24 protein-coding genes are annotated in these 24,452 nt (G+C 44.4%); 5 read left to right on the top strand and 19 right to left on the bottom strand.

Going from position 1 to position 24,452, the window contains the following annotated elements:
* Nucleotides 1-22: 22 nt before the first annotated feature.
* The 6 genes from whiA to hprK form a co-directional block, all read right to left on the bottom strand.
* Nucleotides 23-949, bottom strand: a complete 927-nt coding sequence (whiA, locus tag WGC32_RS08815) for a DNA-binding protein WhiA (protein ID WP_342681418.1) — start codon at nt 947-949, stop codon at nt 23-25.
* Between the two features lie 68 nt (nt 950-1,017).
* Nucleotides 1,018-1,875 carry an RNase adapter RapZ gene (gene rapZ / locus WGC32_RS08810; protein ID WP_191481486.1) on the bottom strand — a complete coding sequence of 286 codons (858 nt, stop codon included), beginning with the start codon at nt 1,873-1,875 and terminating at the stop codon, nt 1,018-1,020.
* Nucleotides 1,876-1,888: 13 nt separating this feature from the next.
* The gene (murB, locus tag WGC32_RS08805) at nt 1,889-2,791 is read right to left on the bottom strand and encodes a UDP-N-acetylmuramate dehydrogenase (protein ID WP_224771530.1); all 903 of its coding nucleotides are present in this window, start codon (nt 2,789-2,791) and stop codon (nt 1,889-1,891) included.
* Between the two features lie 52 nt (nt 2,792-2,843).
* Nucleotides 2,844-3,800, bottom strand: coding sequence for an ROK family protein (locus WGC32_RS08800; protein ID WP_342681417.1), 957 nt, complete (start codon nt 3,798-3,800; stop codon nt 2,844-2,846).
* A 46-nt stretch (nt 3,801-3,846) separates the two neighbouring features.
* Nucleotides 3,847-4,587 (bottom strand): phosphatase, encoded by a 741-nt coding sequence (locus WGC32_RS08795; protein ID WP_224771888.1) that lies wholly within the window; start codon nt 4,585-4,587, stop codon nt 3,847-3,849.
* Nucleotides 4,588-4,628: 41 nt separating this feature from the next.
* Nucleotides 4,629-5,591: an HPr(Ser) kinase/phosphatase gene (hprK, locus tag WGC32_RS08790; protein WP_191483006.1), complete on the bottom strand. Its 963-nt coding sequence runs from the start codon at nt 5,589-5,591 to the stop codon at nt 4,629-4,631.
* Nucleotides 5,592-5,887: 296 nt separating this feature from the next.
* On the opposite strand from hprK, the gene WGC32_RS08785 reads away from it, so the two are divergent.
* The gene (locus WGC32_RS08785) at nt 5,888-7,063 is read left to right on the top strand and encodes a glycosyltransferase (RefSeq protein ID WP_342681416.1); all 1,176 of its coding nucleotides are present in this window, start codon (nt 5,888-5,890) and stop codon (nt 7,061-7,063) included.
* A 78-nt stretch (nt 7,064-7,141) separates the two neighbouring features.
* Nucleotides 7,142-8,560, top strand: a complete 1,419-nt coding sequence (locus tag WGC32_RS08780; RefSeq protein WP_342681415.1) for an NAD(P)/FAD-dependent oxidoreductase — start codon at nt 7,142-7,144, stop codon at nt 8,558-8,560.
* Nucleotides 8,561-8,685: 125 nt separating this feature from the next.
* Here the strand turns inward: WGC32_RS08780 and WGC32_RS08775 are convergent, their stop codons facing one another.
* From WGC32_RS08775 to WGC32_RS08760, 4 genes are all read right to left on the bottom strand, one after another.
* The gene (locus WGC32_RS08775) at nt 8,686-9,096 is read right to left on the bottom strand and encodes a hypothetical protein (protein WP_342681414.1); all 411 of its coding nucleotides are present in this window, start codon (nt 9,094-9,096) and stop codon (nt 8,686-8,688) included.
* A 314-nt stretch (nt 9,097-9,410) separates the two neighbouring features.
* Nucleotides 9,411-10,547 (bottom strand): Ger(x)C family spore germination protein, encoded by a 1,137-nt coding sequence (locus WGC32_RS08770; RefSeq protein ID WP_342681413.1) that lies wholly within the window; start codon nt 10,545-10,547, stop codon nt 9,411-9,413.
* A complete protein-coding gene (locus WGC32_RS08765) occupies nt 10,544-11,662 on the bottom strand; it encodes a GerAB/ArcD/ProY family transporter (RefSeq protein WP_342681412.1) in 1,119 nt (372 codons plus the stop codon). Before WGC32_RS08765 ends, WGC32_RS08770 begins: the two co-directional genes overlap by 4 nt.
* 15 nt (nt 11,663-11,677) lie before the next feature.
* Nucleotides 11,678-13,282 (bottom strand): spore germination protein, encoded by a 1,605-nt coding sequence (locus tag WGC32_RS08760; protein ID WP_342681411.1) that lies wholly within the window; start codon nt 13,280-13,282, stop codon nt 11,678-11,680.
* Nucleotides 13,283-13,445: 163 nt separating this feature from the next.
* Here WGC32_RS08760 and WGC32_RS08755 point away from each other — a divergent pair, with 163 nt between their 5' ends.
* Nucleotides 13,446-14,126 (top strand): DUF421 domain-containing protein, encoded by a 681-nt coding sequence (locus tag WGC32_RS08755; RefSeq protein WP_342681410.1) that lies wholly within the window; start codon nt 13,446-13,448, stop codon nt 14,124-14,126.
* Between the two features lies 1 nt (nt 14,127).
* Nucleotides 14,128-14,508 carry a DUF4363 family protein gene (locus tag WGC32_RS08750; protein WP_342681409.1) on the top strand — a complete coding sequence of 127 codons (381 nt, stop codon included), beginning with the start codon at nt 14,128-14,130 and terminating at the stop codon, nt 14,506-14,508.
* A gap of 32 nt (nt 14,509-14,540) precedes the next feature.
* Here WGC32_RS08750 and nrdR read toward each other — a convergent pair whose 3' ends face one another.
* The 3 genes from nrdR to WGC32_RS08735 form a co-directional block, all read right to left on the bottom strand.
* Nucleotides 14,541-14,996, bottom strand: a complete 456-nt coding sequence (nrdR, locus tag WGC32_RS08745; protein ID WP_191483007.1) for a transcriptional regulator NrdR — start codon at nt 14,994-14,996, stop codon at nt 14,541-14,543.
* Between the two features lie 103 nt (nt 14,997-15,099).
* Complete coding sequence (locus tag WGC32_RS08740; protein ID WP_191482998.1) at nt 15,100-15,336, bottom strand: DUF6514 family protein; 237 nt, start codon at nt 15,334-15,336, stop codon at nt 15,100-15,102.
* A gap of 201 nt (nt 15,337-15,537) precedes the next feature.
* On the bottom strand, nt 15,538-16,317 hold the full coding sequence (locus WGC32_RS08735) for a sugar phosphate isomerase/epimerase family protein (protein WP_342681408.1): 780 nt from the start codon (nt 16,315-16,317) through the stop codon (nt 15,538-15,540).
* A gap of 106 nt (nt 16,318-16,423) precedes the next feature.
* Here WGC32_RS08735 and WGC32_RS08730 point away from each other — a divergent pair, with 106 nt between their 5' ends.
* Nucleotides 16,424-16,678, top strand: coding sequence for a hypothetical protein (locus WGC32_RS08730; protein ID WP_342681407.1), 255 nt, complete (start codon nt 16,424-16,426; stop codon nt 16,676-16,678).
* 58 nt (nt 16,679-16,736) lie between these two features.
* Here WGC32_RS08730 and secF read toward each other — a convergent pair whose 3' ends face one another.
* From secF to larB, 6 genes are all read right to left on the bottom strand, one after another.
* Nucleotides 16,737-17,672 carry a protein translocase subunit SecF gene (secF, locus tag WGC32_RS08725; RefSeq protein ID WP_342681406.1) on the bottom strand — a complete coding sequence of 312 codons (936 nt, stop codon included), beginning with the start codon at nt 17,670-17,672 and terminating at the stop codon, nt 16,737-16,739.
* Nucleotides 17,672-19,063, bottom strand: coding sequence for a preprotein translocase subunit SecD (locus WGC32_RS08720; protein ID WP_342681405.1), 1,392 nt, complete (start codon nt 19,061-19,063; stop codon nt 17,672-17,674). Before WGC32_RS08720 ends, secF begins: the two co-directional genes overlap by 1 nt.
* 253 nt (nt 19,064-19,316) lie before the next feature.
* Entirely contained in the window at nt 19,317-20,750 is a 1,434-nt protein-coding gene (gene purB, locus WGC32_RS08715) for an adenylosuccinate lyase (protein ID WP_191482993.1), read from the bottom strand.
* A 259-nt stretch (nt 20,751-21,009) separates the two neighbouring features.
* A complete protein-coding gene (locus WGC32_RS08710; RefSeq protein WP_342681404.1) occupies nt 21,010-22,326 on the bottom strand; it encodes an aminotransferase class I/II-fold pyridoxal phosphate-dependent enzyme in 1,317 nt (438 codons plus the stop codon).
* A gap of 101 nt (nt 22,327-22,427) precedes the next feature.
* Nucleotides 22,428-23,684 carry a nickel pincer cofactor biosynthesis protein LarC gene (gene larC, locus WGC32_RS08705; protein ID WP_342681403.1) on the bottom strand — a complete coding sequence of 419 codons (1,257 nt, stop codon included), beginning with the start codon at nt 23,682-23,684 and terminating at the stop codon, nt 22,428-22,430.
* Between the two features lie 2 nt (nt 23,685-23,686).
* The gene (gene larB / locus WGC32_RS08700) at nt 23,687-24,451 is read right to left on the bottom strand and encodes a nickel pincer cofactor biosynthesis protein LarB (RefSeq protein WP_191483307.1); all 765 of its coding nucleotides are present in this window, start codon (nt 24,449-24,451) and stop codon (nt 23,687-23,689) included.
* Nucleotide 24,452: the final 1 nt, after the last annotated feature.

Here is a 24,452-nt window from a genome sequence, read left to right as displayed (position 1 = left end):
TAATCTTTTCCAGTTGTCCAACTTATTGCGCTTTGCTTATTTGGTCCCGGATCATGTCTGCTTCTGCCGCAATACGCTGGAATCGGTGGTTCACGCCGGAACGAGATAAGGGTTCCGAAAGTTCCCTTCCCAAGTCCGCAAGAGACATTTCCGGATGATCCAGACGCAGCTGCGCTAGCTCCCGCAGGTTGTCCGGCAATGCCTCCAAACCGCGATGGGAAGCAATCAGCTCAATGTCTTGCACCTGTTTGGCAGCAGCATTCACGGTCTTTTCAATATTAGCCGTCTCGCAGTTGGTCACACGATTTGCTTTATTTCGTAAATCTTTATAAATCTTTACATTCATAAGTTCCAGGGAGGATCGCACAGCTCCCATATAGGTGAGCATATCCTCAATATGTTCGCTTTCTTTATAATAGATCACTCTGGAACCCCGACGTGTCGTCATCTTGGGTGGAGCTAATACCTCTGAAATGAGCTCATATAAATCCTCAGCCAGTTTTAAGTGCTGGGTGACAAATTCTAGGTGGTAGCTTTTGAGCGGATCCGTTAGATTACCGCAGGCAAGATACGCCCCTCGCAGGAAATGAGCAATGTCACCCTCTCCGGAAAAATTCTCTTTTTTAATCCGGAGGCTGATCTCATCACTCCGATGATAGAAAAGTCCCCGCAGCTCTTCGCAGTCCTTTTTGTTTTGAAGCGTTACGGTAAAAATACCATCCTTACGCTTTTGAGGGGATACGCTCATCTGTGTAGGAAGGCCGGAAATGTCAGCGATACACTGGGCATACAGCTTTGCCACCTGTTCATTTTCTGTAGAAAGGGCAATTTGTTGATTTGAAAAAGACTTTCCAAAAAGAAGCATTCCATAAGCCATGGCATGCCGGGCTTCTGGCGCCTGTATCTCTTCTTCAGTTAGTTCACATTTTAGATCAGAAGAGAAAGACATAACCTTCCCCCCTTCCATAAATTTTGCCTAAACTAGGATTCACCTCCATATGGAGGTGAATCCTAGTTTTATTTCTGAATATCTCGGTGATTAATGTTGACCCGTACCCCATTTTCTGACAGGTGCTGAGCAATAATTTCAGCAAAGGTGACGGATCGGTGTTTCCCTCCGGTACATCCAACGGCGACCACTAGCTGGCTTTTTCCTTCATGGATATACTGGGGAAGCAGAAAATCGATGAGATCCAGCAACTTATCTTTGAGCAACTGGCTCTGTTCAAATTCCATAACGTAATCTCTGACCTCTTGATCCAGACCCGTCTTATGACGCAGATTGTCTATGTAAAATGGATTAGGCAGACATCTGACATCAAAAACCAAATCTGCCTCTAGTGGCAATCCATACTTAAAGCCAAAAGATACGGAATTAACGAGAATGCTCCCAGAAATATTTCCTAGGAAAATATTTACAATTTGTTCCTTTAGCTGTGCCGCAGATAGATGGGAGGTATCGATTGTATAGGTAGCCATAGCACGGATTGGTTTTAGAAGTTCTCTTTCAACCAAAATAGCCTGTTCAATCTCACCCTTTACCGTATCCAAAAGAGGGTGTTTTCTCCGTGTCTCTTTAAATCGACGGATCAAGACATCATCATTACAGTCTAAGAAGAGAACTTCAAAGGCAATGTCGTTCTTTTTGAGTTCATCCATGCTGTCAAATAGGTCGTGAAAGAGAGCTCCTCCTCTGGCGTCCACCACCACAGCCACCTTATCAATCTGCCCCTTTGATTGGATGCAGAATTCTGCTATCTTGATGATGAGCTTGGGCGGAATGTTGTCAACGCAGTAGAAGCCTATATCCTCCAGTGCATTGATGGCTCTGGATTTCCCGGCACCTGAAAGTCCGGTTACGATGACAAAATCCACGATGCTCACTCCTTTACAACATTTTTACTTCGCAAGAAAGCTCGTATCCTGTCTGTTCCTTGACCACTTTTTGTATATATGCAATGAGTTGCACGACGTCATCACAGGTGGCGTTATCATAGTTGATCACAAAACCAGCGTGTTTTTCACTAACCATAGCGCCGCCAATTCGGTATCCCTTCAAGCCGCATTGGTCGATGAGCGCCGAAGCATAATTCCCAGCCGGACGCTTAAAAGTACTGCCTGCACTTGGATACTCTAGCGGCTGTTTTTCCTTGCGACGCCGCATATAGTCGTCCATACGGCTGCGAATTTCCTCCTGATTGCTAGGAGTCAATGCAAAACAAGCGGAAATAATACAGTCTTCCCCTTCTGCATAGATGCTGTGTCGGTAAGATAGGGCCAGTTGGTCTTTTAAAAGTGTATGCTTCTCTCCCACCTGATCCAAATGACAGGCACTGACAATAATGTCTTTGATCTCTCCACCATAAGCGCCTGCATTCATATATACCGCGCCTCCCACACTACCTGGAATCCCATAGGCAAATTCCAGGCCAGAAAGGCTATGTTCAAGGGCAAAGTGGCACAGCCTCATCAGCGTTACCCCTGCATCGCACTCCACAAGGCCGTTTTCCAGCAATCTGATCTCACCATATTGATTGTCAAGACAGATCACGGCACCAGCAAATCCTCGATCGCTTACAAGCAGATTTGATCCCTTGCCAATGATCACCCTCGGAGTTTGTGTCTCCCTGCATAACCGCAATATCTGGGCTAAAGCAGCGGTGTTATGAGGTTTTATCAGTACATCTGCAGGGCCTCCAATGTGGAAGGTAGTAAAGCGAGATAAAGGGGCCGCCGGAATGGCATCGCAGTTCATTCCCGACAGGGCACGAAGGAAAAATGTATCGACCATGAAAACCTCCATGAATTGATTTGTGGCGGAAACTTGCCGCCACTTATGTATATTACTGGAGGCGACCTAAAAATGCAGCACCGATAATTCCAGCATCATTGCCCAGGGTAGCAGTGACAATTTTCACCCTTTTCTTGGATGTTCTGCAATAATCCTCCGCCTTCACAAGCTCTCTCAGAGGGGCCAGCAATGTCTCCCCTTCTTTGGAGATGCCACCACCAATACAAATAACCTCAGGCTGGAAAATATTTACAACGCTGGCCAATCCATATGCCATATAGGCAATATATTCATCTACGCATTCTTTTCCTGCTCGATCACCTTTTCTCATGGCGTCAAAAGCAGTACGTCCGCTGACTTTATCCAGATTTCCTCCGCAAAGCTCCCACATCACCGAATCTTTATATTTTTCCATATATTCCTTAGTTGTGGTAATCAGCCCTGTGGCGGAGCAATAGGTCTCAAAGCAGCCTTTTCTTCCACAAGTGCACTGCCTACCGTCTTTGACGATTGCCATGTGCCCTAATTCGGCACCTCCATGGTTGAAGCCAGCATAAATCTTGCCGTTGATGATAACGCCTCCGCCTACGCCGGTTCCCAAGGTGATAACGATAACATCCTCTTTCCCCTTTGCTCCTCCTGCCAAGGCCTCGCCATAGGCAGCCGCATTGGCGTCGTTTTCAATGTAAACAGGCTTTCCCAGCTTCTCACTAAGATAGGGGCCCATAGGTACATTGTGGAAGAAAAGGTTATTGGCATAAATAAGATAGCCAGTCTCAACATCAACTGTTCCCGGGGTGTCAACACCCACCCATTCAATGTCCTCCAGAGTAAGACCGGCATCCTCTACTGCCATGCGGGTAGCTTTAACCATGTCGTCAAACACTTCTTCCGCCGGACGGGGGACATTTGTTTTTAGTTTTGCCCTACCAACAATTTGGTAATCCTCATTTACAACGCCAACAGCAATATTGGTTCCGCCAAGATCAATGCCCACATAATACTTCATAAGAAAACTCCTTTCTACCTGATCTGAAGCTATTAGGATGTTCTTTTTACTTCGCTGGTGACAGATCTCTTTTTACCTTTTTCTGTACCGTTTCAAAGAAACGGTCATAATCCGCATTGAGGATCAGTTCCCGCGGGAAATCAATTTCCTCGAGCATCGCCGTCGCTCTCTCGACAGCGCCAATTTCATAGCAGAAATGGGCATCGGAATTAACAATCACCGGGACCTGATATTTTGCGCACAGCTTCGCAATCTCCGCACAATTTTTCGGTGACCCCGGGCGAGTCCCCGGCTGAAAGGAATGAGCATTGATCTCCACAATCTTTCCGTATTCCTTAAATGCTTTGATGCATCTTTCATAGTCATAGCGGAATTTTGGATTACCACTGTGTCCTATGACGTCCACATCCGGATTTTTTGCGATTTCCAACCACAGATGGGTCTGTGCCTGCTCGTCCTTTGGCGGAATAACAGGACTGTGGCAGGATGCTACCACCCAGTCAAGCCCTTCCAGCATCTTCTGAGAAATATCTAAATTCCCATCAAAATCAAGTATATTGGTCTCTACGCCTTTGAGCACCAAAACACCATCTACATAATCGGGTACCGACCAGATGTTATTAAAATGCCATAAATGGGCTCCGTCCGGAATAGCGGGAGCATGGTCGGTGGACGCAATCGCCCTGATTCCCTTCTCCTTTGCCACCCTGATATTTTCCATAATCGTGGAAAACGCATGGGTAGAAGCGACTGTGTGTGTATGTGTATCTGCATAAATCTGAATCAAAACTGATGACAACTCCTCTAAATATGTTTTTCATTCTAGAATTAATAAGCGTTCCAATCGACGGAGCTGTCTTCTTCCGGCTCTGCCATACCCAGCTTCTGAAGCAGTTCTGAAGCTGCATTGTATCCCATCTTTTTCTGGCGATTGTTCATGGCCGCTACCTCAATAATGATGGCCAGATTTCGTCCCGGTTTCACGGGAATGGTCAGTGACGGAACCTTAATGCCTAAAATGGAGGTGTACTCATTGTCCATGCCCATTCTATCATAAACCTTATTTTGATCCCACAACTCCAATTGAATCACCATGTCAATTTTTTCAGTGACCTTAATGGAACCCATACCAAAAATACGGCGTGCATTGATAATGCCAATACCCCGCAGTTCTACAAAGTGCCGGATATTTTCCGGTGCTGTTCCCACCAATGTCTTGTTGGAAACTCTCCGGATTTCTACCGCGTCATCAGCAATGAGCCGGTGACCCCGTTTGACAAGCTCAATGGCTGTTTCACTTTTTCCAACGCCGCTTTCTCCCAAGAGCAGTATTCCTTCGCCGTACACCTCCACCAGCACACCGTGACGGGTAATACGGGGGGCCAGCTCTACATTAAGAGTAGATACCAAACTTGATTGGAAGGTCGATGTAGAATCGGTGGTTTCCAGTAATGGGACCTCATACTTTTGGGCTGCTGCTATCATCTGCGGAAAAATATCCAGGCCCCGGGTAACAATGACTGCTGGCGGATGGTGAGAGAAAAAAGCATCCAACGACTGTTCGATTTTTTCTTCAGAGCCTAGTGTTTTCAAAAAGCTGTATTCCGCACGTCCGATGATCTGGATGCGTTTTGGATCAAAATAATCAAAAAAACCAGCAAAATGCAGTCCAGGGCGGTTGACATCGGCGCTTGCAATTAAAACTTTAGAAGCTTCGCAGGGCATATATACCTGCTCTAAGTTAAATTCTTTGATAATCTTTGCGAGACTAACCGTAAAAACAGCGCTCATAGTTCTCCTCCTGCAACATCTATTTGTTTTCCACTTCCCGCGCGTACCCTTTTGCCGAGAGCTATAAAACCACGGGCATACGAATCTAGCTTTATTATAACCTAGAAGAAAAAGCCTTTCAATTGTTTTTTTGCCCATCAGCTTCTTAACACATTCTTACATTTTGCCGATTTGGGCTGGTTCGGGTTTTCCCGGCCAATTTTGTGTGATATAATATTATAAAAACTAAAATCTCTGGAAAATGAATGCCATGATTCCCCGTTGTCACAATCACTATGGCGGAATGGAGTATTTTTATGAGAGTTGCTTTGTTTGCTGAAACTTATCTGCCGTTTATTAACGGCGTCGTTACCCATGTAAAGTCTCTGAAGGATGGGTTGGAGCGCCTGGGACATGAGGTCCTTGTCGTCACAGCTGACCCCAATGTCCGGCACCACGAACTCAAAGATGGCGTATTACGTTGCCCTGCTCATCGCTCAAAGCGGTTATATGGATTTGGTATTGCTACGCCGTTGAGCGCCACACGGCTGAAATACGTCCAAAACTTTGACCCAGATATCATACACATCCATCAAGAATTTGGTATTGGTCTCTCTGGGGCCATGATTGCCCGAAAGCTTCATAAGCCTTTGGTCTATACTCTGCACACTATGTACGACGAATATATCTATTATGTGGCTCCGAAGCCTCTCATTAAAACTGTCAAAAAGCTTTCTCATCGCTATACCCGTTTTTTGGCGGATCGCGCGTCTGCCCTCACCGGTCCTTCTAAGAAATGTGAGGAATACTTCCGGGAAGTCGGCGTCACCAAAGACGTTAATGTCATTCCAAATCCTGTGGAGCTGGATCTTTTTAGCCCGGATAAAATTGACGAGGAAAGCAAGCAAGCCTTCCGTCGGAAATATAATATTGATGATGACGTGATGATCGCCTGTTTTGTTGGCCGTTTGGGACGTGAGAAAAGCTGCGACGTACTTTTGGATTATTGGGCCCAATCTGTACATCCTGAGGATAGAATGCATCTGATTATCATCGGTGATGGGCCTTGCCGGGAGGAGTTGGAAGAACAGTCCCAAAAGCTTGGTATCTCAGATATGGTCACATTTACTGGTAAAGTGCTTCACGAAGAGCTCCCTCCCTATCTTGCTTCTTGCGATGTTTATGTGACCGCTTCTCTATCCGATACCAATTCCATTTCCATGCTGGAAGGGATGGCAACCGGTCTCCCCGTCCTGCAACGCAACGACCCGCTTAATGCGGATCAAGTTCGCAACGGTATCAATGGATATGTATTTAATGATGCCCAAGAAATGGGGGATTTTCTTCGTCAGATCAAGTCTAAGACACCGGAAGAGTTGGATATCCTAAAGAAATCCGTCATTGCCTCTGTGAAGAGCAGCGGTGCTGAAGATTTGGCAAATTATGTTCTCACTGTTTACCATAAATTATACGATCAAAAACCGCAACAATAACTATTGACAATTTGACACAAACCTTATATAATGTGACAGTTTGCGGATAAAACAATGAGATCACAAGGAGGATGTGTCATGTATACCGAATCCAATAGCTTTGTCAGCCCTCTCATCCACACGGACAAGGATTATGATGTCGCCATTATTGGCGGTGGAATCGGGGGGATTATGGTCGCTTATGAGTTGGTGGAAAACAATCCTTCCCTTCGAATATGCATTATTGAAAAGGGGCATAGCATAGAGAAGCGCACCTGTCCCATTGTAACCAAAAAGGTGGAAAAATGCATCAATTGCTCTTCCTGCGCCATCATGGAGGGCATGGCGGGCGCCGGTGCCTTTTCTGATGGAAAATATGTGATTTCCACCGAATATGGCGGATGGCTTACCGAGTTTCTCCCTCCCGAAACTGTTCTTGGATATATTGAAAAGGCTGATGCCATCCTTGTCTCTTTTGGCGCTACTACCGAACGCTTTCTGCCCAATGATGAGCTCAAAAAGCTCTGTCTTCAATTCGACCTGCATATGAGCCAAGCCCAGTTAAAGCATTTGGGAACAGACGCTAATTTTGACACCATGAAAAAGCTGATTGGCTCTCTTGACGGCAAATGCGATATTATCACCGATACAGAAGTGGTAGATGTTGACAAGGAAAAACATCTACTCACCTTACAAGGACGTGAGGATAAACGTACAATTGCCGCAGCGCAAATCGTTTTCGCTGTGGGCCGAGCTGGTAGCCGTTTTTTTGCCGCGTGGTGCAAGAAAAATGGTATTCCTCTGCAGAACAATCAGGTGGATATCGGCGTGCGGGTAGAACTGCCCTACCTGATCTGGGAGGATTTTTCAAAAAAAATATACGAGCCCAAAATTTGGTACCGTTCCAAAGTATATGGTGACATTACCCGTATGTTCTGTTTTAATGAACGCGGCAATGTGGTCACCGAGAATACCAGCGGTGTCCTCACTGTCAATGGGCACTCCTATCGGGATCAAGCACGGAAAACAGAAAATTCCAACTTTGCGTTACTCTCTACCATTAAGTTTACAGAACCTTTTAAAGAACCCATCGAATATGCCCGCCATGTAGCCAGTCTTGCCAATCTCATTAGTGGGGGCAGTGTATTGGTTCAAAGGCTTGGTGACCTGGAAAATGGAAGGCGTACCGATGAAAGTAGGCTACGTAAATCTACAACTCGTCCCACTCTCAATGCTGTTCCGGGAGATTTGAGCCTTTGCCTTCCCAAACGGCAGCTGGACAATATCATCGAAACACTTCATGCGCTGGACCATGTGTCTCCTGGTACTGCCAATTACGACACCCTGCTCTATGGTATCGAATGCAAATATTATTCTGCCCGGCCAGATGCCACCAATTTTGAAATCAAGGGATGTCCAGGAATTTATGCCATTGGCGATGGCGCCGGTTTTACCCGTTCCCTTTCTCAAGCAGCTGCTAACGGGCTGTGCGTGGCAGACTATATTCTATCTAAATAAGCAATTATATCTAAACTGGAAGCGGGATGCTATGATATCCCGCTTCCAGCCCGTTTATGTAAAAAGTTCTCTGGCAGTAAATTTTAACTGCCAGAGAACTTTTTGTATTTGTTAAAATACCGATTTTATTTATCTTTACCATCTTCTCTTGCATCCATCACATTTCGGATATCGACATACCGACCACGTCGTAAAGCCAAAATGATCATAACCGCATCAATGAGAATATCCAAAATGGTGCCGATAAGTACATATTCCCAAAATCCTATATGCATTGCGGAAAAGATAGAGACCACTATTAAGTTAAATATGATCTGCAAAGCATCCAGTCCATAGTAGACCGCCAGATCCCCATTGCGCAATATATTTCGGATCCGTTTTACAATCATGAAGATACCAGCTGCAATAATGATACCGGAAGCAAATAGCACCATCATTGGAAGATGCCTGGCTCCGAAAGTAAGCACTACAGCCATCGCCAATGCCTTTGCAGCTGTCTTTACAATCATGAGGATATATAGAATCTTTTTTATCATCGAAATTCCTCTCTTTTCCAATTATTTCTCAGTTGGGAGGGAAATATGACACAACCGTAAAATAACTTCTCAACGTCCATCTAGCATCGGTAGCGCGAATGTCCACTGATGATAAAATCAATAAGTTCAGCACCATGCTATATGATCTGCAGTATATTTAGATATACAAAATATTAGTTTTTTGCAAAACTTTGGTATTCCTAGGTAAACCTAAGTATATCACATTTCATGAAAAAAGGAAATATCTGCAATAGTAGTATCTGAATGAAATAGGAGGCAGGCTGTTCCCCTTATGATTAGGGACAGCCTGCCTCCTATTTTGTCTCAATCTCTAACCGGTTAATGTTACAGTCTACCGATATTCTACAGTTGATTTCTGGCAATGTCTTTGACCAATTTTCTTGATGCGTAATATAAAACTGAGGCTGATATTTACTGATATCAGCAGCAAAGTTGAAAATATCACTTTGATACTGCGAAAGCCCGATCTCCAATGTCTCTTCCATTTCTTGTTGAATCGTGTTTGCCAGCTGCTTTTCGATCCTATCTATATCTTCATTCTGCACCGGTGATATATCCCCACTGACCCGTTCATTGATGATTCCTTTAGTGGCAACACAAATTTCCATGATGATTTGTCCATCTTCCAGTTTAGTTTTTCTCCGGGTAGTTCCTCGGGTAATCTGTACCGACAGCTTTCCATAGCTCTCATCCTCGACCAATATATTTGCCCTTACAATTTGATCATTGATCCACAGCAGTCCCCGGGTATGGTTTTGGTCAAGACCACCGATGAATCTGCCCTCCTGAAACACTGCTGTTTCTTCAAAGGTTGCCTGGATTTTGTCATCTTCATCCTTCTTGATTCCAACAATCGGTGCATAAATTTGGCTCCCATCTCCCTTAAGGGACTTCATCACATCAATCAGCGTGCATTGTGTTACAAATCCAGTATCCTCCCCTGAAGATACTGCCTTTCCCAGCACATGGGCTGGCAAAATGCTTCCCTCAATCTGTGCCCGTACGATTTCCTCAGCTGTATCCTCTGCCACCAGCATATGAATATTGGGGCGGAGTTCATTAAAAGAATTGAGAAAGCTAGAAATGGGGAAAAGCCCACCTTCTGCTAAGGACTTCCCCACAATGATCAGCTCATTATGTCCAAAAAAGGTCTCTTTTCCCTGTGACATCTCTGCATCCTGCACTGCTTGGGAGATTGTTTCTCCCCGTCCCTGCACAATCTGATTGTTGGGCTTGGACATATCGACAAAGCTCTGTCCTCCCCCACCCTGAGGAAAATAGACCTGCAATGTCACTATATATTCATTGTCCTGCAAATCGATTCCAATGGCTTGGACAATCAATTTTTGATTTAGTTCTTTAGACGGGATGCAGCCGCCTAAAAGTAACGCCGCTGCAATGAGACATCCTATGATTTTTATTTTTTTCATCGGCGTGCCTCCCCCTTTTTAGCTTTTCTATTGCGTATGAGATCAATTAGGAATAATCCTCCCGGAATGACGAGTACTGCCACTGCTACTGGAATACCTGTACCAATTACTGCACTTGCCAGGTTTAAATTCTGGATATTGTCAGACAAAAGAAGGGCCACCACTAATGATGCTCCCGTGGCGATAAAAGGGGTAAACTTACGTCCTCTTTCAGGCAACAAATGGGAAAGGGATTTGGCGGACACGAAAATAAACAACGCCGTTTTTATATATCCCATTAGTACCCAGATTGATACATGCAAAGCATCAAGGCGCTGGAATATGGATATCTCTGCTACCGACGCCAAAGTATAGAAGGGAAAAGGCTGGGTAATCCCCAACTGTCCCAAAACACCTACTATAAACACTGAGACCAAAATAAGCTGGGCTGTAAACATAGCGTCCCACGCCACCATGCCTTTTCCGATCTTTCCAATAATATGGGGCATCAGGAAAAACAGTGCCGCCAGTTCCATACTTTGTCCCACGCTGTCCATCATTCCACCGAATAGTGCTGTTGTCCCCTCCTGCAGTCCAGACCAGAAAGGCATCTTGAGATTTACCCAATCCATTTGTGGCAGCAAAGAAAAAATAATAAATCCCATAGAAATGAGAAAGACAGCAAAAACAATAATAGCGGTCCTAGAAAGGGATTCAATGCCCATAAAGACGCCATAGCAAGCCGCTAGAATAAGGAGGAACACAACCAAAAAATGAGATGCCTGGGGATAGATGACAGTTGTAATGAACAGCTCAAAATTGGCTACTGTATATCCTGCAACGGCCGCAAAAAAAAGAAAATAAAAAACATCTACCACAGCAGCCCCCTTTCCCACCGCTTTAGCCGCGCACATTGAGAGGTCAGACATTTCCCCCTGTAGGCTATTCCTCCGAATAAAATAGTATCCCGGAAGGAAGATCAGAAGCATCAAGGCAAAGCCCAACAACACTCCTATCAGAGCAGTTGTTGCTCCAAAAGAACTGCCCTGCTTTGAATTATAAGAGATGATGGTGAAGGCTCTGCTAAGAAAAAGCAGTAAAACCACTTGATACATTTTGACCCTACGTTTGGACATCTCCAAGCCCCCTGCTTACTTTATTTCCGATCCGGGATAAGACTGGATATTGACCTGCTCTTTTTGTAAACTTTGCCAGCTTTTGCGGACTACTACATCCCGCATATCAAAAAGGTTAAAGGGTGTAATCGGTGCTGTAAACGGGATACCATAAGCATTGATGGCGCAAATATTAGAAAGCACCAAGGCTCCTGCTAAAGTAATCCCATATAGTCCCAACGCTCCGCCAATAATGATAAAAGAAAAGCGTAGGATGGTAACCGGTTCATATAGAGAGGGAACAACAAATGAGCTAATGGCGGTCAGGGCCACTACCATGACCATGGGAGCACCTATGATTCCCGCCGTTACAGCCGCATCACCAATAACCAACGCTCCCACTATACTAACTGCATGACCGATAGGCCTGGGAAGCCGCAGTCCCGCCTCTCGCATGATCTCATAAATAATAAAGATAATAATGGCTTCAACCACCAAGGGAAAAGGGGTTGCTTCTTCTGAAGACGCTATGTTAAAAAGTAGCTCATAGGGAAAAAGCTCCGGATGGAAGGTGGCAATCGCTACATAAATCCCCGGTAGCAGGATTGTAGAGAAAAAGGAAATATATTTGAGCCAACGAATAAATGTGGCATAGAAAGCACGGTGGCAGTAATCATCAAAGCTTTGAAAGTTCTCGGCGAAAAAATAGGGGACCACAAGAGCAAATGGGGTTCCGTCCACTAAAATTCCAATTCTTCCCTCATTGATTTTGGCGCAAAGGGTGTCAGGCCGCTCTGTATGTCCTACCTGGGAAAAAATAGATAACGGTCGGTCATCTAAAAATGGCTGCAAATATCCTGACTCCAAAATGACGTCCAATCGAATGGATCCTAAACGTCTTTTGACCGAATGTAAAATTTCATCGGAAACCTTATCTGTCAGGTATACAAGACAGATGTCCGTTTGGCTTTTGCTTCCTACTGTGATCATCTCGAATTTCAGATTAGGCGATTTGATACGTCGCCGGACCATGGTCAGATTAATACGCAGAATTTCGATGAATCCCTCTCGGGAGCCGCGAACATTAACTTCTGCTGACGGTTCAGAAACTGATCGAAACTGAAATCCCTGTAAGCCCAGCGCCAGCCCCACATCAATGCCATCCACTAGTACAATGGCAAAACCTGACATCATAAAGCGAAATAGTTCTCCATAGGTGCGAAATTCCTGCTGGTCGTTAGCGAGGATGCAGTCGTTGCGCAACCAGTTTTGCAGTCCCTGGGGTGTGGAGTCTTCAAAGAGGTTCAATTGATAAAGGGGCTCAATCAGCATTTCTGCCATAGTCTGGGTATTAACCATCCCTTCACAGATGAGGATCTGGATCCGAATTCCAGATACCGTCATCTCATTGGCGACAAAGTCAGAAGAATTAGAGTACAACTGTCTGATCTTCACCATATTATCATCCAGAGAAGTTACCAGGTGTTGGGATAATGCACCATTTTCCCTCGGCTCTTGAGAACCTTCATTATTTTTGCGTTCCCTTCGAAATTCTTTTTCGTTTTTCCTAAAATAATACTGCCGTTTGATAAAATCAAACATCTGACGACACCTGCCCTTTAGCGCCAGATCTGACGCCATTATATTGGTACTTCTATCCACTTCTTGTAGGATTACCATTTTCACTAAAATTAAACCTATTCTAAAAGATGCTCGCTGTGTATCCTCCCTGCTATCCATAGGAATAAAAAGAATCCCTAGTCAAATAATAACCAGAGATAAAACATAGGAGGGTGGGTGTCGCATGTCCATCATTTTTATACGCACCATCATACTTTATCTTTTGATTGTCTTTAGCCTCAGGGTCATGGGAAAACGTCAGTTGGCAGAGCTTCAACCCTCCGAGTTTGTCGTCACTATTCTAATTTCCAACGTAGCGACTCTTCCATTGGAAGACATTAATATTCCCCTTATTGGCGGTGTGGTCCCCATTCTCCTACTAGTTAGTTTTGAAGTATTGGTCTCCTTTATCACACTCAAAAGCCAAAGGGCACGAAAAATTGTCTCTGGATCGCCTCGTGTTATTATCCGCGATGGCGTCATCGATCAGCAAGAGATGAAAAATCTCCGGCTTTCTATCGATGATCTGATGGGTCAATTGCGCAGCAAGGATATCTTTGACATCAGTGACGTAGCCTTTGCCATCATTGAAACTACTGGTAGCCTCAGCGTCTATCAGAACTTTGACGCGCGCACCGTTACTCCTAAAGTTATGCAGATCCCTCAGCCCTCCGTCAATGACAACGTCCCACCTGTTGTCGTAGTCAGCGATGGAATTCTTAGCCACCAGTCACTGGAATATCTGCAAAAGGACGAAAAATGGCTGCAAGGCATTCTTGACGCTGCCAATGTTACCCTAAAAGATACTTTTCTTATTACAGCAGACCGCAGTGGCGCCTACCACCTGATTAAGAAGGAGGGATAAGATGAAGCGAATATTGCTTTCCCTAGGAATTATTACTATCTTGGCTGTGCTCTCCGGAGCCAGTTTATGGTACCTAGACAGTATTCATGATGAAATTAGCGTGATGTTACAGGAATGCTATCTCTATGGAGTTGAAGGAAACAAGGAAGCTGCATCGAAAAAATCTCAAGAGGTCTTCGAAAAGTGGCAGGAGAGCGAAAAGTACCTGGTCACCTTCATCCACCATAATGAGCTTAATGAGGTCACCATCGTCACTTCCCGGCTTTCACCTCTCATTGAAAACGGAGAAACTGCGGAATATCTAGCTGAGGTAAAGCAAGCAGTGGTCCTCATTGAGCATATGCGAAGTTCAGAACAACCTCATTGGAAAAATATCCTATAGTAAAATAAAGAAATAACCGCCCCAAGGGGCGGTTATTTTCGTTCACGCAATCGTTTCAGTTCTTCCATAAAGGATTCAACATCAGCAAACTGTCTGTAAACAGATGCAAAACGCACATAGGCGACTTCATCAATTTTTCTCAAATGCTCTAAAACAAGCTCCCCAATTTTTACTGTTGAAACCTCCCTCTCCAAGGAATTGAGCAAGGAAGATTCGATATCATTGACAACCTGTTCTAGGGTCTCAATCGACACAGGACGTTTTTCACACGCCCTCAGCAGCCCATTGAGCAACTTGGTTTTGTCAAAAACTTCTCTGGATTTATCCTTCTTAATCACCATAAAAGGAAGTGTTTCCATTGTTTCATAGGTAGTAAAACGTTTGGAGCAACTCAAGCATTCACGTCTCCGCCTGATTTTGGTTCCTTCTTCGGAGGGCCGAGAATCGACCACTTTACTCTCAGGAAAACCGCAGAAGGGACATTTCAAGTCAATCACCTCATTACTCATACATTAGATCTATTGTACCATAATCCCAGTAAAGTAACAAGTAAAATTAAAACTCGCTCCTTATTTTTAAAACAGCTCACAATTATGGAAGAAAATCATAGATTACATCCATCAAGTGACATGGAGACACTTGATACTGATTACACATAGAGACCAATTTCTCCACCACACTCTGATTGCATGAAATATCTTGTACTTGTGTATTCTCGTACTCACCATTTAGACGGATGCCATAGATATTCATCTTTTTTCCATTTTTCTCTATTGGCTCGACGGTCAATTCATATACATAATTGCGAATTTCTTTCTTGCCATTCATTGTGTCTCCCCCATTATTTCTGTTGTATCATTTACTAACAGGATAATTATACTCCGAGGAAAACCATAAGAAAAGACAAAGATTTCAGAAATTTCGACTAAATATACCCGTAATTTCACAATTATCTGAGATTTATTTCCACATGTTTATGAAAGTTGTCGGTTGTTTGTCGAATTATAAGAGCAAATCACATGTATAAATTTATGGCAACAAGTTGTTCAAATTCATGTATGATTCATAAAGATCTGTAGTTTTTTGGAAATTATGACGATACAACTCTAAAATGAGAGCGCCATGATAGTCAAAGCCATGCAGTATCTTTATCAATTCAGAGAAATCGACATTCCCCATTCCAATAGGCAAACAATCATATTCAGCTGTAGAATCACTGATGTGGATGTGGCTCAACCCACTCCCCATTGCCTTGGCCATCTCGAGGGGATCAATTTTTGATCGGATTGCTTGCTTCACATCCAGAACAAATTTAGCATCTTTCCCTAAAGCGCGGGACATATCTTTTATGAAATCTGGAGTCGCACTTTTACATCTCTCCACATTTTCCTGACATAAATACACTCCAAATTCTTTTCCCGCCTCATAGAGCCGATAGTACCTCTCAAAATAACGAGCATTTTCAAATCTACTTTCTCGATAATTCCCATGGAATACCACATAAGAAGCGCCGAGGAAAGCTGCGGCCGAAAAAATAGGACGATACATTTCTATTCCATCATGAAACCGGCGTTCATAGTCTGTAAAAAATAAAAATGGCTCGTAGCCCGAGAGAAAGGGATGTACAGATATAACCTGACAATCGTACGCCTCCTTTATTTCTCTCAAATTTCTTAAAAAGGGTTTTGACAACTCTGAAGGCGCATTAAAAAATATTTCCAAGGTTTTAATCCCCATCTTAGCCAGCGTCTCTAAAGCCTTTTCTGTCTGCATTGGATATAAGCACGCTGTCGATACTCCAGCTTTCATCTGACACCTCATCTCTTTCTTCTATTTATATCCATGATTCTGGAAAAATTTCTTCATTGTTTATACTCTATTATTATGATACCATAAGTCAATAGGAGTTGATCCCATGAAATTGAGTTTTTTTAAAAGCCTAGACCGCATCAGTGAGTTTTCGCTGCAGCTCCTGATTATGGGGGCCGTCCTCGGTTGCGGGTTATATGCCATGGCCTTAATCATTTTTTATTTACTTCCTATTGTACCAGATATGCTACAAACTCTCAACTTAATACGTGCCCTCAGTCAAACAGCCTATCCCTGTTTTCTATCCTCCTTGATTGCCTCTATCCTTATCGATATTTTCCAAAAATTTTATCCCATATAAAAAGATACATATAATAAAAGGCATGGCCAATGGCCATGCCTTTTATTATATGTGAGTATTATGCAGCTTCGACCTGAGTTTTCTTCTTAAGCTTGTGCTCCTGCCAAACCACCCACAGGGTAGGTGCAATAAACAAGGAGGTGTAAACGCCTGAGATCATGCCAATCATCATGGGGAACGCAAAAGACATAATGGATTCAACACTATAGATAAGGGCAACAACGCAGATAACCGACAGTGCGATTACTGTCGCTACGGTGGTATTAACCGCGCGAGTTACAGATTGTCCTATACTCAAGTTGACTAACTCACGAATACTCATCTTACTGCCGCTGAGACGTTTATTCTCACGAATCCGGTCATAAACCACAATGGTGTTGTTAATCGAATAACCGAGAATCGTCAAAACGGCAACGATGAAATTCTCATTAATTGGGAAACGGCACACAACAAAGGTAGCATACACCATAATCATATCGTGGAGAAGTGCCAGCATACACATAACGCCTGCTGATAAACCACCAATTTTTCTAAAGCGAAAAGCAATAAAAATGATCATAAGCACTACGGCAAAGGCAACTGCAACCATACATTTTGCAAAGAATTCCCGTCCGATGGTGGGGTCAACATTATTGGAATCCGTCATGGAAATAGAATTGTCCGGATAAGCTTCTTGAAGCGCCGCTGTCAATCCGTCAATCTCATCCAAAGACAGGCCACGCTCTGCTCCAAGAGAAATATCAATTGCAGAATTGCCGGTAGCCACATCCGTCTTTCCCTGTACTGCAACTTGCTCGCCCAACGTGTTTTCTGCTACAGCCTGAACATCATCGGTGTTTAGCTCCCCACTATAAGAATAGGAGATGATCGAACCACCTTTGAACTGAATATCCAGATTGAGTCCAAACACAAAAGTGAAAATCACCGTCAGCACCATCAGGGAAATGCTCAATGTGTAGAAGATTTTATTTTTAGAAACAAAATCAGGTTTCATTATTTTTTACCTCCATACAACCAAGCTTTTCTTAATGGTTTAAATCTCGACAGCGACTTTAGCATCAATCGAGACGCTGTAACACCAAATATAAAGTTTAGGAAAATACCTACCAAGAGGGTGTAGCCGAAAGAATAAACCGCACCCGCCGTGGACTGACCAAAGAATTGGAACAGCGGAGACAGAATAGTCGCAAACAGACTGGATGGCGGTCCAAAAGCACCCATGAGAATAACCGCGACAAATATCACGGTGATATTTCCGTCAAAAATTGCTGAGAAAGCCCGGGAGAATCCCAGATCAATACAGCCATCTAAACTCTTGCCTGTACGAATTTCCTCTTTGATGCGTTCTGATGTGATAACGTTAGCGTCTACGCCCACGCCAATGGAAAGAATAATACCAGCAATACCGGGGAGGGTCAATGTAAAGCTTGGGATAAAGGAGAAATAGCCGGTAACCGCAGCAATACAACAAGCCATCTGACCAGCCAGCGCGATCATTGCAACTACGCCAGGCAACCGATAAACGATGATAAGGAATAAGGAGACTAGCGCAAATGCAATGAAACCAGCCAGTACCATAGCATCTTTTGCGCCAAGGCCCAAGGTCGGATTAATAGTGTTATAGTTTACAGTCTCCAGTTGGAAGGGCAGCGCACCAGAATTAATTCTATCTGCCAGATCTTTTGCAGTTTCAGCTGTAAAACCGCCAGAAATCATGGCTTGACCATCAGTAATGGCCTCATTGACCTCGGGGTAAGAAATCAAAGTATCATCCATCCAGATGGAGATGACGCCATTACCAGCAAGCCGTGTAGTCGCTTCTGCAAATTTTTCCTTTCCGCTGTCCTCTAGTTCCAAAGAAACCACGTATTCGTTTGTTTCTGTTAAAACCATTGGCTCTGCATGTTTGACATCGGAGCCTGAAAGGATGATATTCTCTGCAGTAACACCAGTTGGCTTGCCGCTGTCATCCGTCTCCACACCCTCGCGGAAGGTAAGCAGAGCAGTCTCTCCTAGCTCGGCAATCGCTTCCTGAGGATCGAAGTTTGTCTCGTCCGCCCTCCACGGGAAACGGACAATAATTCTGTCCTTGTTGTAATCGGTGTAAACTTCGCTGTCGGTGATATTCTGTGACACAAGACGAACCTGGATTACAGATTCAGCCGCAGCCATTTCATCATCTGTAGCATCATATCCCTCTGGTGGGCTGAAGGTTACATCGACACCACCACGGATATCAATACCCCAACGGATGTCCTCCGCTCCCTTAATCACCGTACTCCGGATGTCACCATTATAGGTATAAACTCCGAAAAAAGCGGTATAGGTCAGAGCAATAATCAGCACCAGGACAATGAAAAATACTGGTTTTCCAACTCTTTTCATGTACCTTTCCTCCAAATTTACTCTCGTCTAAACACCGGGACCACTCCACACTACGGAGCATGTCCTATACAAAATTTGTAATTCTCCCCAAATATAAAGGTGTTTTTAACTATGATTTCCACACCTTTAAGAGAAAGTAACAAATTCTTATGTTTAAACACTGATAAAACCTATTATATCGTTTCGCAATATAAAAGTCAAACAAATCAGACTTTTGGGTGATATCGTGAAAGCCAAAATTTCTACCAAATTTTTAGACGGAAAGACTGACTTTTTCCCCCAGAACATCTTGGTAACGAGAAAGCACAGGATTAATTTCATTTTCAATGAACTCATCAACCTGTTTGGCAGCCCTTCCTGTGAAATTTTTCGGCTCCAAAATCGCTTCTATCTCTTCCTTTTTTAACTGAAAATCGGGATCAGCACAGATTCTGTCGATGAGGTCGTTTTCACCGCCCTCTTCTTTGACCACCTTGGCCGCCGCAATAGAATGAACCCGCAGCTTTTCATGAAGCTGCTGCCGGTCACCGCCTTTTTTCACAGCGCTCATCATGATATTCTCCGTAGCCATAAAAGGAAGTTCCTTCATCACGCGCTGATAAATGACTTTAGGATATACGACCAAACCATCGCATACATTGATCATAATATTCAAAATTGCATCTACACCCAGAAATGCCTCTGCCACAGCAATCCGCTTGTTGGCAGAATCATCCAGTGTTCTCTCAAACCACTGAACCGAAGAGGTAAGGGCCGGATTGAGGCTGTCTACCATGACGTAACGGGCCAAAGCACAAATCCGCTCGCTGCGCATGGGATTGCGCTTATAAGGCATGGCGGATGATCCGATCTGATTTTTCTCAAAGGGCTCTTCCATTTCTTTAAAGTTTTGAAGGATGCGCAGATCATTTGCAAACTTGCTACAGGACTGGGCAATTCCAGATAGTGTAGCTAAAACATTGGCATCTACTTTGCGGGAATAGGTCTGTCCAGAAACCGGGACAACACTATCAAATCCAAAATCTGCCGCAATTTTCTGCTCCAGCGCTTTGATCTTCTCATCGTCACCTTCAAACAGTTCCACAAAACTTGCCTGGGTACCGGTGGTTCCTTTAGAACCCAACATCTGCAAAGTAGAAACGCGATACTCAACCTCTTTTAGATCCATGAGCAGCTCATTCATCCAAAGGGTAGCTCTCTTACCTACGGTAGTCAACTGAGCCGGCTGAAGATGAGTATAGGCAAGGGCCGGCATATCCTTATACTGTTTTGCGAAGTCGGCAAGCAATGCAATTACATTGGCAAGTTTTTTCTCCACCAGATGCAGCGCGTCCCGTAGAATGATCACATCGGTGTTGTCTCCTACATAGCAGGAGGTAGCGCCTAAGTGGATGATCGGTTCTGCCTTGGGGCATTGTACCCCGTAGGCGTAGACATGGGACATAACGTCATGCCTGCAGGCCTTCTCCCTTTCCCTGGCAACATCGTAATTAATGTCGTCTTGGTGAGCTACAAGCTCGTCGATTTGCTCCTGTGTAATGGGAAGCCCCAACTCTTTTTCTGCTTTCGCCAAAGAAATCCACAGCTTCCGCCAGGTGGTAAACTTTTTGTCTGCGGAAAATAAAAACTGCATCTCCGGGCTAGCATACCGGGTGCAAAACGGACTTTCATAGCTGTTATTCAACATAATCCCTCCACATTTTTAGTCAAAACCTTAAACGGCGTCCTCTCCCAAGACCACACCGTTTTATACCGTAAAGTTTATTATACCACACCCAACTGTCTGTTCAAACAGTAAACCTTGTTATTTTTCTATTTTTTACGGAATTGGGTATCCCTCTGGCAGAGTTCGACCTTAGGCAATTCTGAAATATCAACCAGTGGATGTCAATTTATGCAAAAGAAAAAGGGAGATGAGATCTCATCTCCCTAGAAACGCCGAATAATTAGGCAAATTTTCTTACTTTTTCTTCCTGGCATTTTTCAGCCAGGAGTTTTTCTACACTAACAAGCTCCACGCACAGGCAGAACAGTTCTGACGCCGTCTTCAATTCATCCATTGGAGGATAGGTAGGCGCAATACGGATATTGCGATCCTCAGGATCCTTACCATAGGGGAAGGTCGCGCCAGCCGGAGTCATTACTACGCCGGCCTCTTTGCACATGGCGACCACTTTTTTAGCACATCCAGGCATAGTATCCAAGGAAATAAAGTAACCACCTTTGGGTTTAGTCCATTTTGCAATACCCTTCCCTGCCAGATGCTCCGTCAGGATGGTGTCGACCATCTGAAATTTAGGCGCAATAATGGCCGCGTGCTTTTTCATATGAGCCCGTACTCCATCTCCATTCTTATAGTAGAGAGAATGGCGCAGCATATTGATCTTGTCATATCCGATAGTTTGGAAGGACATTTGCTTTTTAATGCGGTCAATATTGTTCTTAGAGGCGGCCATTACCGCAATACCCGCTCCAGAAAAACTGATTTTTGAGGTGGAAGCGAAAATATATACCATATCCTCACTGCCCAGCTTTTTACATTCCTCCATAATATTGAGGAGATGATCTCCTTGATCAGAAAGGTCATGGACACAATAGGCATTGTCCCAGAAGATACGGAAATCCTTGGCAGCAGGTTTTAGTGCTGCAAAACGGCGGACTGTTTCATCAGAGTAGGTATAACCTTGAGGATTGGAATATTTGGGAACACACCAAATACCCTTCACTGATTCGTCATTGTTGACCAGCTTCTCCACCATGTCCATGTCGGGGCCTTCCGGAGTCATGGGAACCGTAATCATCTCCACGCCAAAAAACTCAGTTACGGCAAAGTGGCGGTCATATCCGGGGGCAGGGCACAAAAACTTTACCTTATCACATTTACCCCACGGTTTCATACCGGGCACAGTGGGATGGGACATAGAGCGAGACACCATATCATACATTAGGCTCAAACTGGAATTTCCACCCACAATGACCTCTTCTGAATCTACCCCCAACAACTCCGCAAACAGCGCTTTTGTCTCCGGCAGGCCATCCAGCATACCATAGTTGCGGCAGTCCATACCATTTGACGCATTCATTGAGGACTTACTGTTGAGAATATCCAACATATCCATGCAAAGATCCAGCTGATCACTGCCTGGTTTACCTCGAGACATATCCAATTTCAGATTCATGGCCTGATAGGCAGCATATTTTTCCTGGAGCTCATTTTTTAGTTTCTCAAGCTCATCTTTTGACAAAAAACTATAGGCTGACATCATGTTCCTCCCACTTCGGTGATAACCGCTTTTTTCCTTACCTCCATATATTAATACAGAACACAGAATTTTGCAAGTATATTTTTTATTTCTTGCATATTTTATGCTTGCATTTCTGATTCTGCCACTTGATATACATCTTCCAGTGATATATTTTTTGCATCAGCCAACTCTTTTGCCCTCTCATATTCCACTGTGTTTTTATGAATTTCTCCAAATTCGCAGTGTTTTATTGTGATTTTACCCAATTTTGTTTCTACATCATGCAGCTCTCTCTTCATTTTCGTGCGTTTTTGAGTTTGATGCCGCAAACCGATTGCACTTGTATTTTTGAATATTTCCCGAATACAATCTTCACGACAAGATGGGTCACACAAAACGGTCAATTGATAGCCTGGACGGTTTTTCTTCATAAATATCGGCGTATAGTGGACATCCTTGGCACCCAGCGCAAATAAGCGCTCCATTGCGTAGCCCATCTGTTCCCCTGTCATGTCGTCCAGGTCGGTTTCCAATACTTCCACCATATCTTGATATTCATCCTCTTCCTCATCAATGAGGTAGGCACGCAAAATGTTGGCGTTAGGATAATCCCGTTTTCCCGCCCCCATGCCCACCCGTTGAATGCGCATGGTTGCCGGTGCTCCAAACTGGTGAGTAATAGCTGCTACAATAGCAGCTCCTGTGGGGGTGACCATTTCTCCCTGATTGTCCGTAATTTGTACAGGGATATGATATTTTTCCATAATATGAGCCGTTGCAGGAGCCGGCACCGGCATAATACCGTGGGCACAGCGGATAGTTCCCGTCCCCTCTCTGAGCGCAGAACAATAGACCCGCTGGATATTCAGATTGTCTAGGCAGATGGCTGCGCCAACAATGTCTACAATGGAATCCACCGCACCTACTTCATGAAAATGCACCTGTTCCACCGGTACTCCATGAGCTTTGCTCTCCGCCTGAGCTACAATATGAAATATTTTTTCCGCTAGCTCTTTGGCCCGCGAAGAAATTTGGCTTTTCTCGATCAGCTCTAAAATATCGTGCAGATTGCGGTGGACATGATGATGTCCATGATCATGAAGTGCCTCTTCTCCATGGTCATGATGGGAATGGTGCTCCCCATGATGATCGTGTTCATGAAGATCTGGATGATGGTGTCCATCCAAAATCACATGAAAATCAGCCGCTTCTATACCATTTTTCTTCACCCTGCTAATTTCAATGGTATATCCATCCACATGGAGGCTATCAAGCCCACGCCGCAAGATAGCTTCATCCGCGCCCAAGTCTAAAAGTGCCGCTACCGTCATGTCACCGCTGATGCCACTCAGACATTCTAAATACAAGCTCTGCATCTTCATCTTTCCTCCTTTGACTTTCCATCGCAGACCAAACGATTAATCTGCGCCGCAAGATAACCTGCTCCAAAGCCATTATCGATGTTGACCACTCCGATCCCCTCAGCGCAAGAATTCAGCATGGTGAGCAGCGCTGACAGACCCTCAAAGTTGGCCCCATAGCCTACACTGGTAGGAACTGCAATCACCGGCCGGTCGGTCAGGCCTGCAATGACCCCAGGAAGTGCTCCTTCCATACCCGCAACAGCAATGATACAGTTGGCCTGATTAATTTGCTCCATATTGGCAAAGAGCCGATGAATACCTGCTACTCCTACATCGTAAAAACGAGAAACCCGGGCTCCAAAAAATTCTGCCGTCTTTGCCGCTTCCTCAGCTACTGGCATGTCGGAAGTACCTCCAGTGCAGACCGCCACACTGCCTTTGGGGGTAAGATGTTGCTCTGTAGCTATAATACATCTGGAGATGGGGTCAAACTGCGCGCCCGGTACCGACTGTTTCACCGCTTCATACTGGGTCTGATTGGCTCGAGTACCCAAGACATTTTTTCCCGCTGCATAAAAATGGGCAAATATCTCTGCATTTTGTTCCGGTGTTTTTGATTGGCAAAATACTACCTCGCCAAAGCCAGTGCGCAATGTGCGGTGATGATCCAGCTTTGCAAAATCCAGATCCTCGTAGGGAAGTTTCTTTAGCAACTTTTCTGCCTCATGAATGCTCATCTTTCCCTCTTTGACAAGCTGTAGCAGCTGCTTTATCTCCAAA

Source organism: Zongyangia acetica (genome assembly GCF_038739695.1).
Taxonomy (GTDB): Bacteria; Bacillota; Clostridia; order Oscillospirales; family Ruminococcaceae; genus Zongyangia; species Zongyangia gallinarum.
Note: the sequence above shows the minus strand (reverse complement) of the source record. Positions and strands in the feature narration are given on the sequence as shown.

What these genes read in the sequence shown, in the direction of transcription:
- whiA (WP_342681418.1), bottom strand. Translation starts at nt 949, where the DNA reads ATGTCTTTCTCTTCTGATCTAAAATGTGAACTAACTGAAGAAGAGATA.
- murB (WP_224771530.1), bottom strand. Translation starts at nt 2,791, where the DNA reads ATGGTCGATACATTTTTCCTTCGTGCCCTGTCGGGAATGAACTGCGAT.
- WGC32_RS08800 (WP_342681417.1), bottom strand. Translation starts at nt 3,800, where the DNA reads ATGAAGTATTATGTGGGCATTGATCTTGGCGGAACCAATATTGCTGTT.
- hprK (WP_191483006.1), bottom strand. Translation starts at nt 5,591, where the DNA reads ATGAGCGCTGTTTTTACGGTTAGTCTCGCAAAGATTATCAAAGAATTT.
- WGC32_RS08785 (WP_342681416.1), top strand. Translation starts at nt 5,888, where the DNA reads ATGAGAGTTGCTTTGTTTGCTGAAACTTATCTGCCGTTTATTAACGGC.
- WGC32_RS08780 (WP_342681415.1), top strand. Translation starts at nt 7,142, where the DNA reads ATGTATACCGAATCCAATAGCTTTGTCAGCCCTCTCATCCACACGGAC.
- WGC32_RS08775 (WP_342681414.1), bottom strand. Translation starts at nt 9,096, where the DNA reads ATGATAAAAAAGATTCTATATATCCTCATGATTGTAAAGACAGCTGCA.
- WGC32_RS08770 (WP_342681413.1), bottom strand. Translation starts at nt 10,547, where the DNA reads ATGAAAAAAATAAAAATCATAGGATGTCTCATTGCAGCGGCGTTACTT.
- WGC32_RS08765 (WP_342681412.1), bottom strand. Translation starts at nt 11,662, where the DNA reads ATGTCCAAACGTAGGGTCAAAATGTATCAAGTGGTTTTACTGCTTTTT.
- WGC32_RS08760 (WP_342681411.1), bottom strand. Translation starts at nt 13,282, where the DNA reads ATGGCGTCAGATCTGGCGCTAAAGGGCAGGTGTCGTCAGATGTTTGAT.
- WGC32_RS08755 (WP_342681410.1), top strand. Translation starts at nt 13,446, where the DNA reads ATGTCCATCATTTTTATACGCACCATCATACTTTATCTTTTGATTGTC.
- WGC32_RS08750 (WP_342681409.1), top strand. Translation starts at nt 14,128, where the DNA reads ATGAAGCGAATATTGCTTTCCCTAGGAATTATTACTATCTTGGCTGTG.
- WGC32_RS08740 (WP_191482998.1), bottom strand. Translation starts at nt 15,336, where the DNA reads ATGAATGGCAAGAAAGAAATTCGCAATTATGTATATGAATTGACCGTC.
- WGC32_RS08735 (WP_342681408.1), bottom strand. Translation starts at nt 16,317, where the DNA reads ATGAAAGCTGGAGTATCGACAGCGTGCTTATATCCAATGCAGACAGAA.
- WGC32_RS08730 (WP_342681407.1), top strand. Translation starts at nt 16,424, where the DNA reads ATGAAATTGAGTTTTTTTAAAAGCCTAGACCGCATCAGTGAGTTTTCG.
- secF (WP_342681406.1), bottom strand. Translation starts at nt 17,672, where the DNA reads ATGAAACCTGATTTTGTTTCTAAAAATAAAATCTTCTACACATTGAGC.
- WGC32_RS08720 (WP_342681405.1), bottom strand. Translation starts at nt 19,063, where the DNA reads ATGAAAAGAGTTGGAAAACCAGTATTTTTCATTGTCCTGGTGCTGATT.
- purB (WP_191482993.1), bottom strand. Translation starts at nt 20,750, where the DNA reads ATGTTGAATAACAGCTATGAAAGTCCGTTTTGCACCCGGTATGCTAGC.
- WGC32_RS08710 (WP_342681404.1), bottom strand. Translation starts at nt 22,326, where the DNA reads ATGTCAGCCTATAGTTTTTTGTCAAAAGATGAGCTTGAGAAACTAAAA.
- larC (WP_342681403.1), bottom strand. Translation starts at nt 23,684, where the DNA reads ATGCAGAGCTTGTATTTAGAATGTCTGAGTGGCATCAGCGGTGACATG.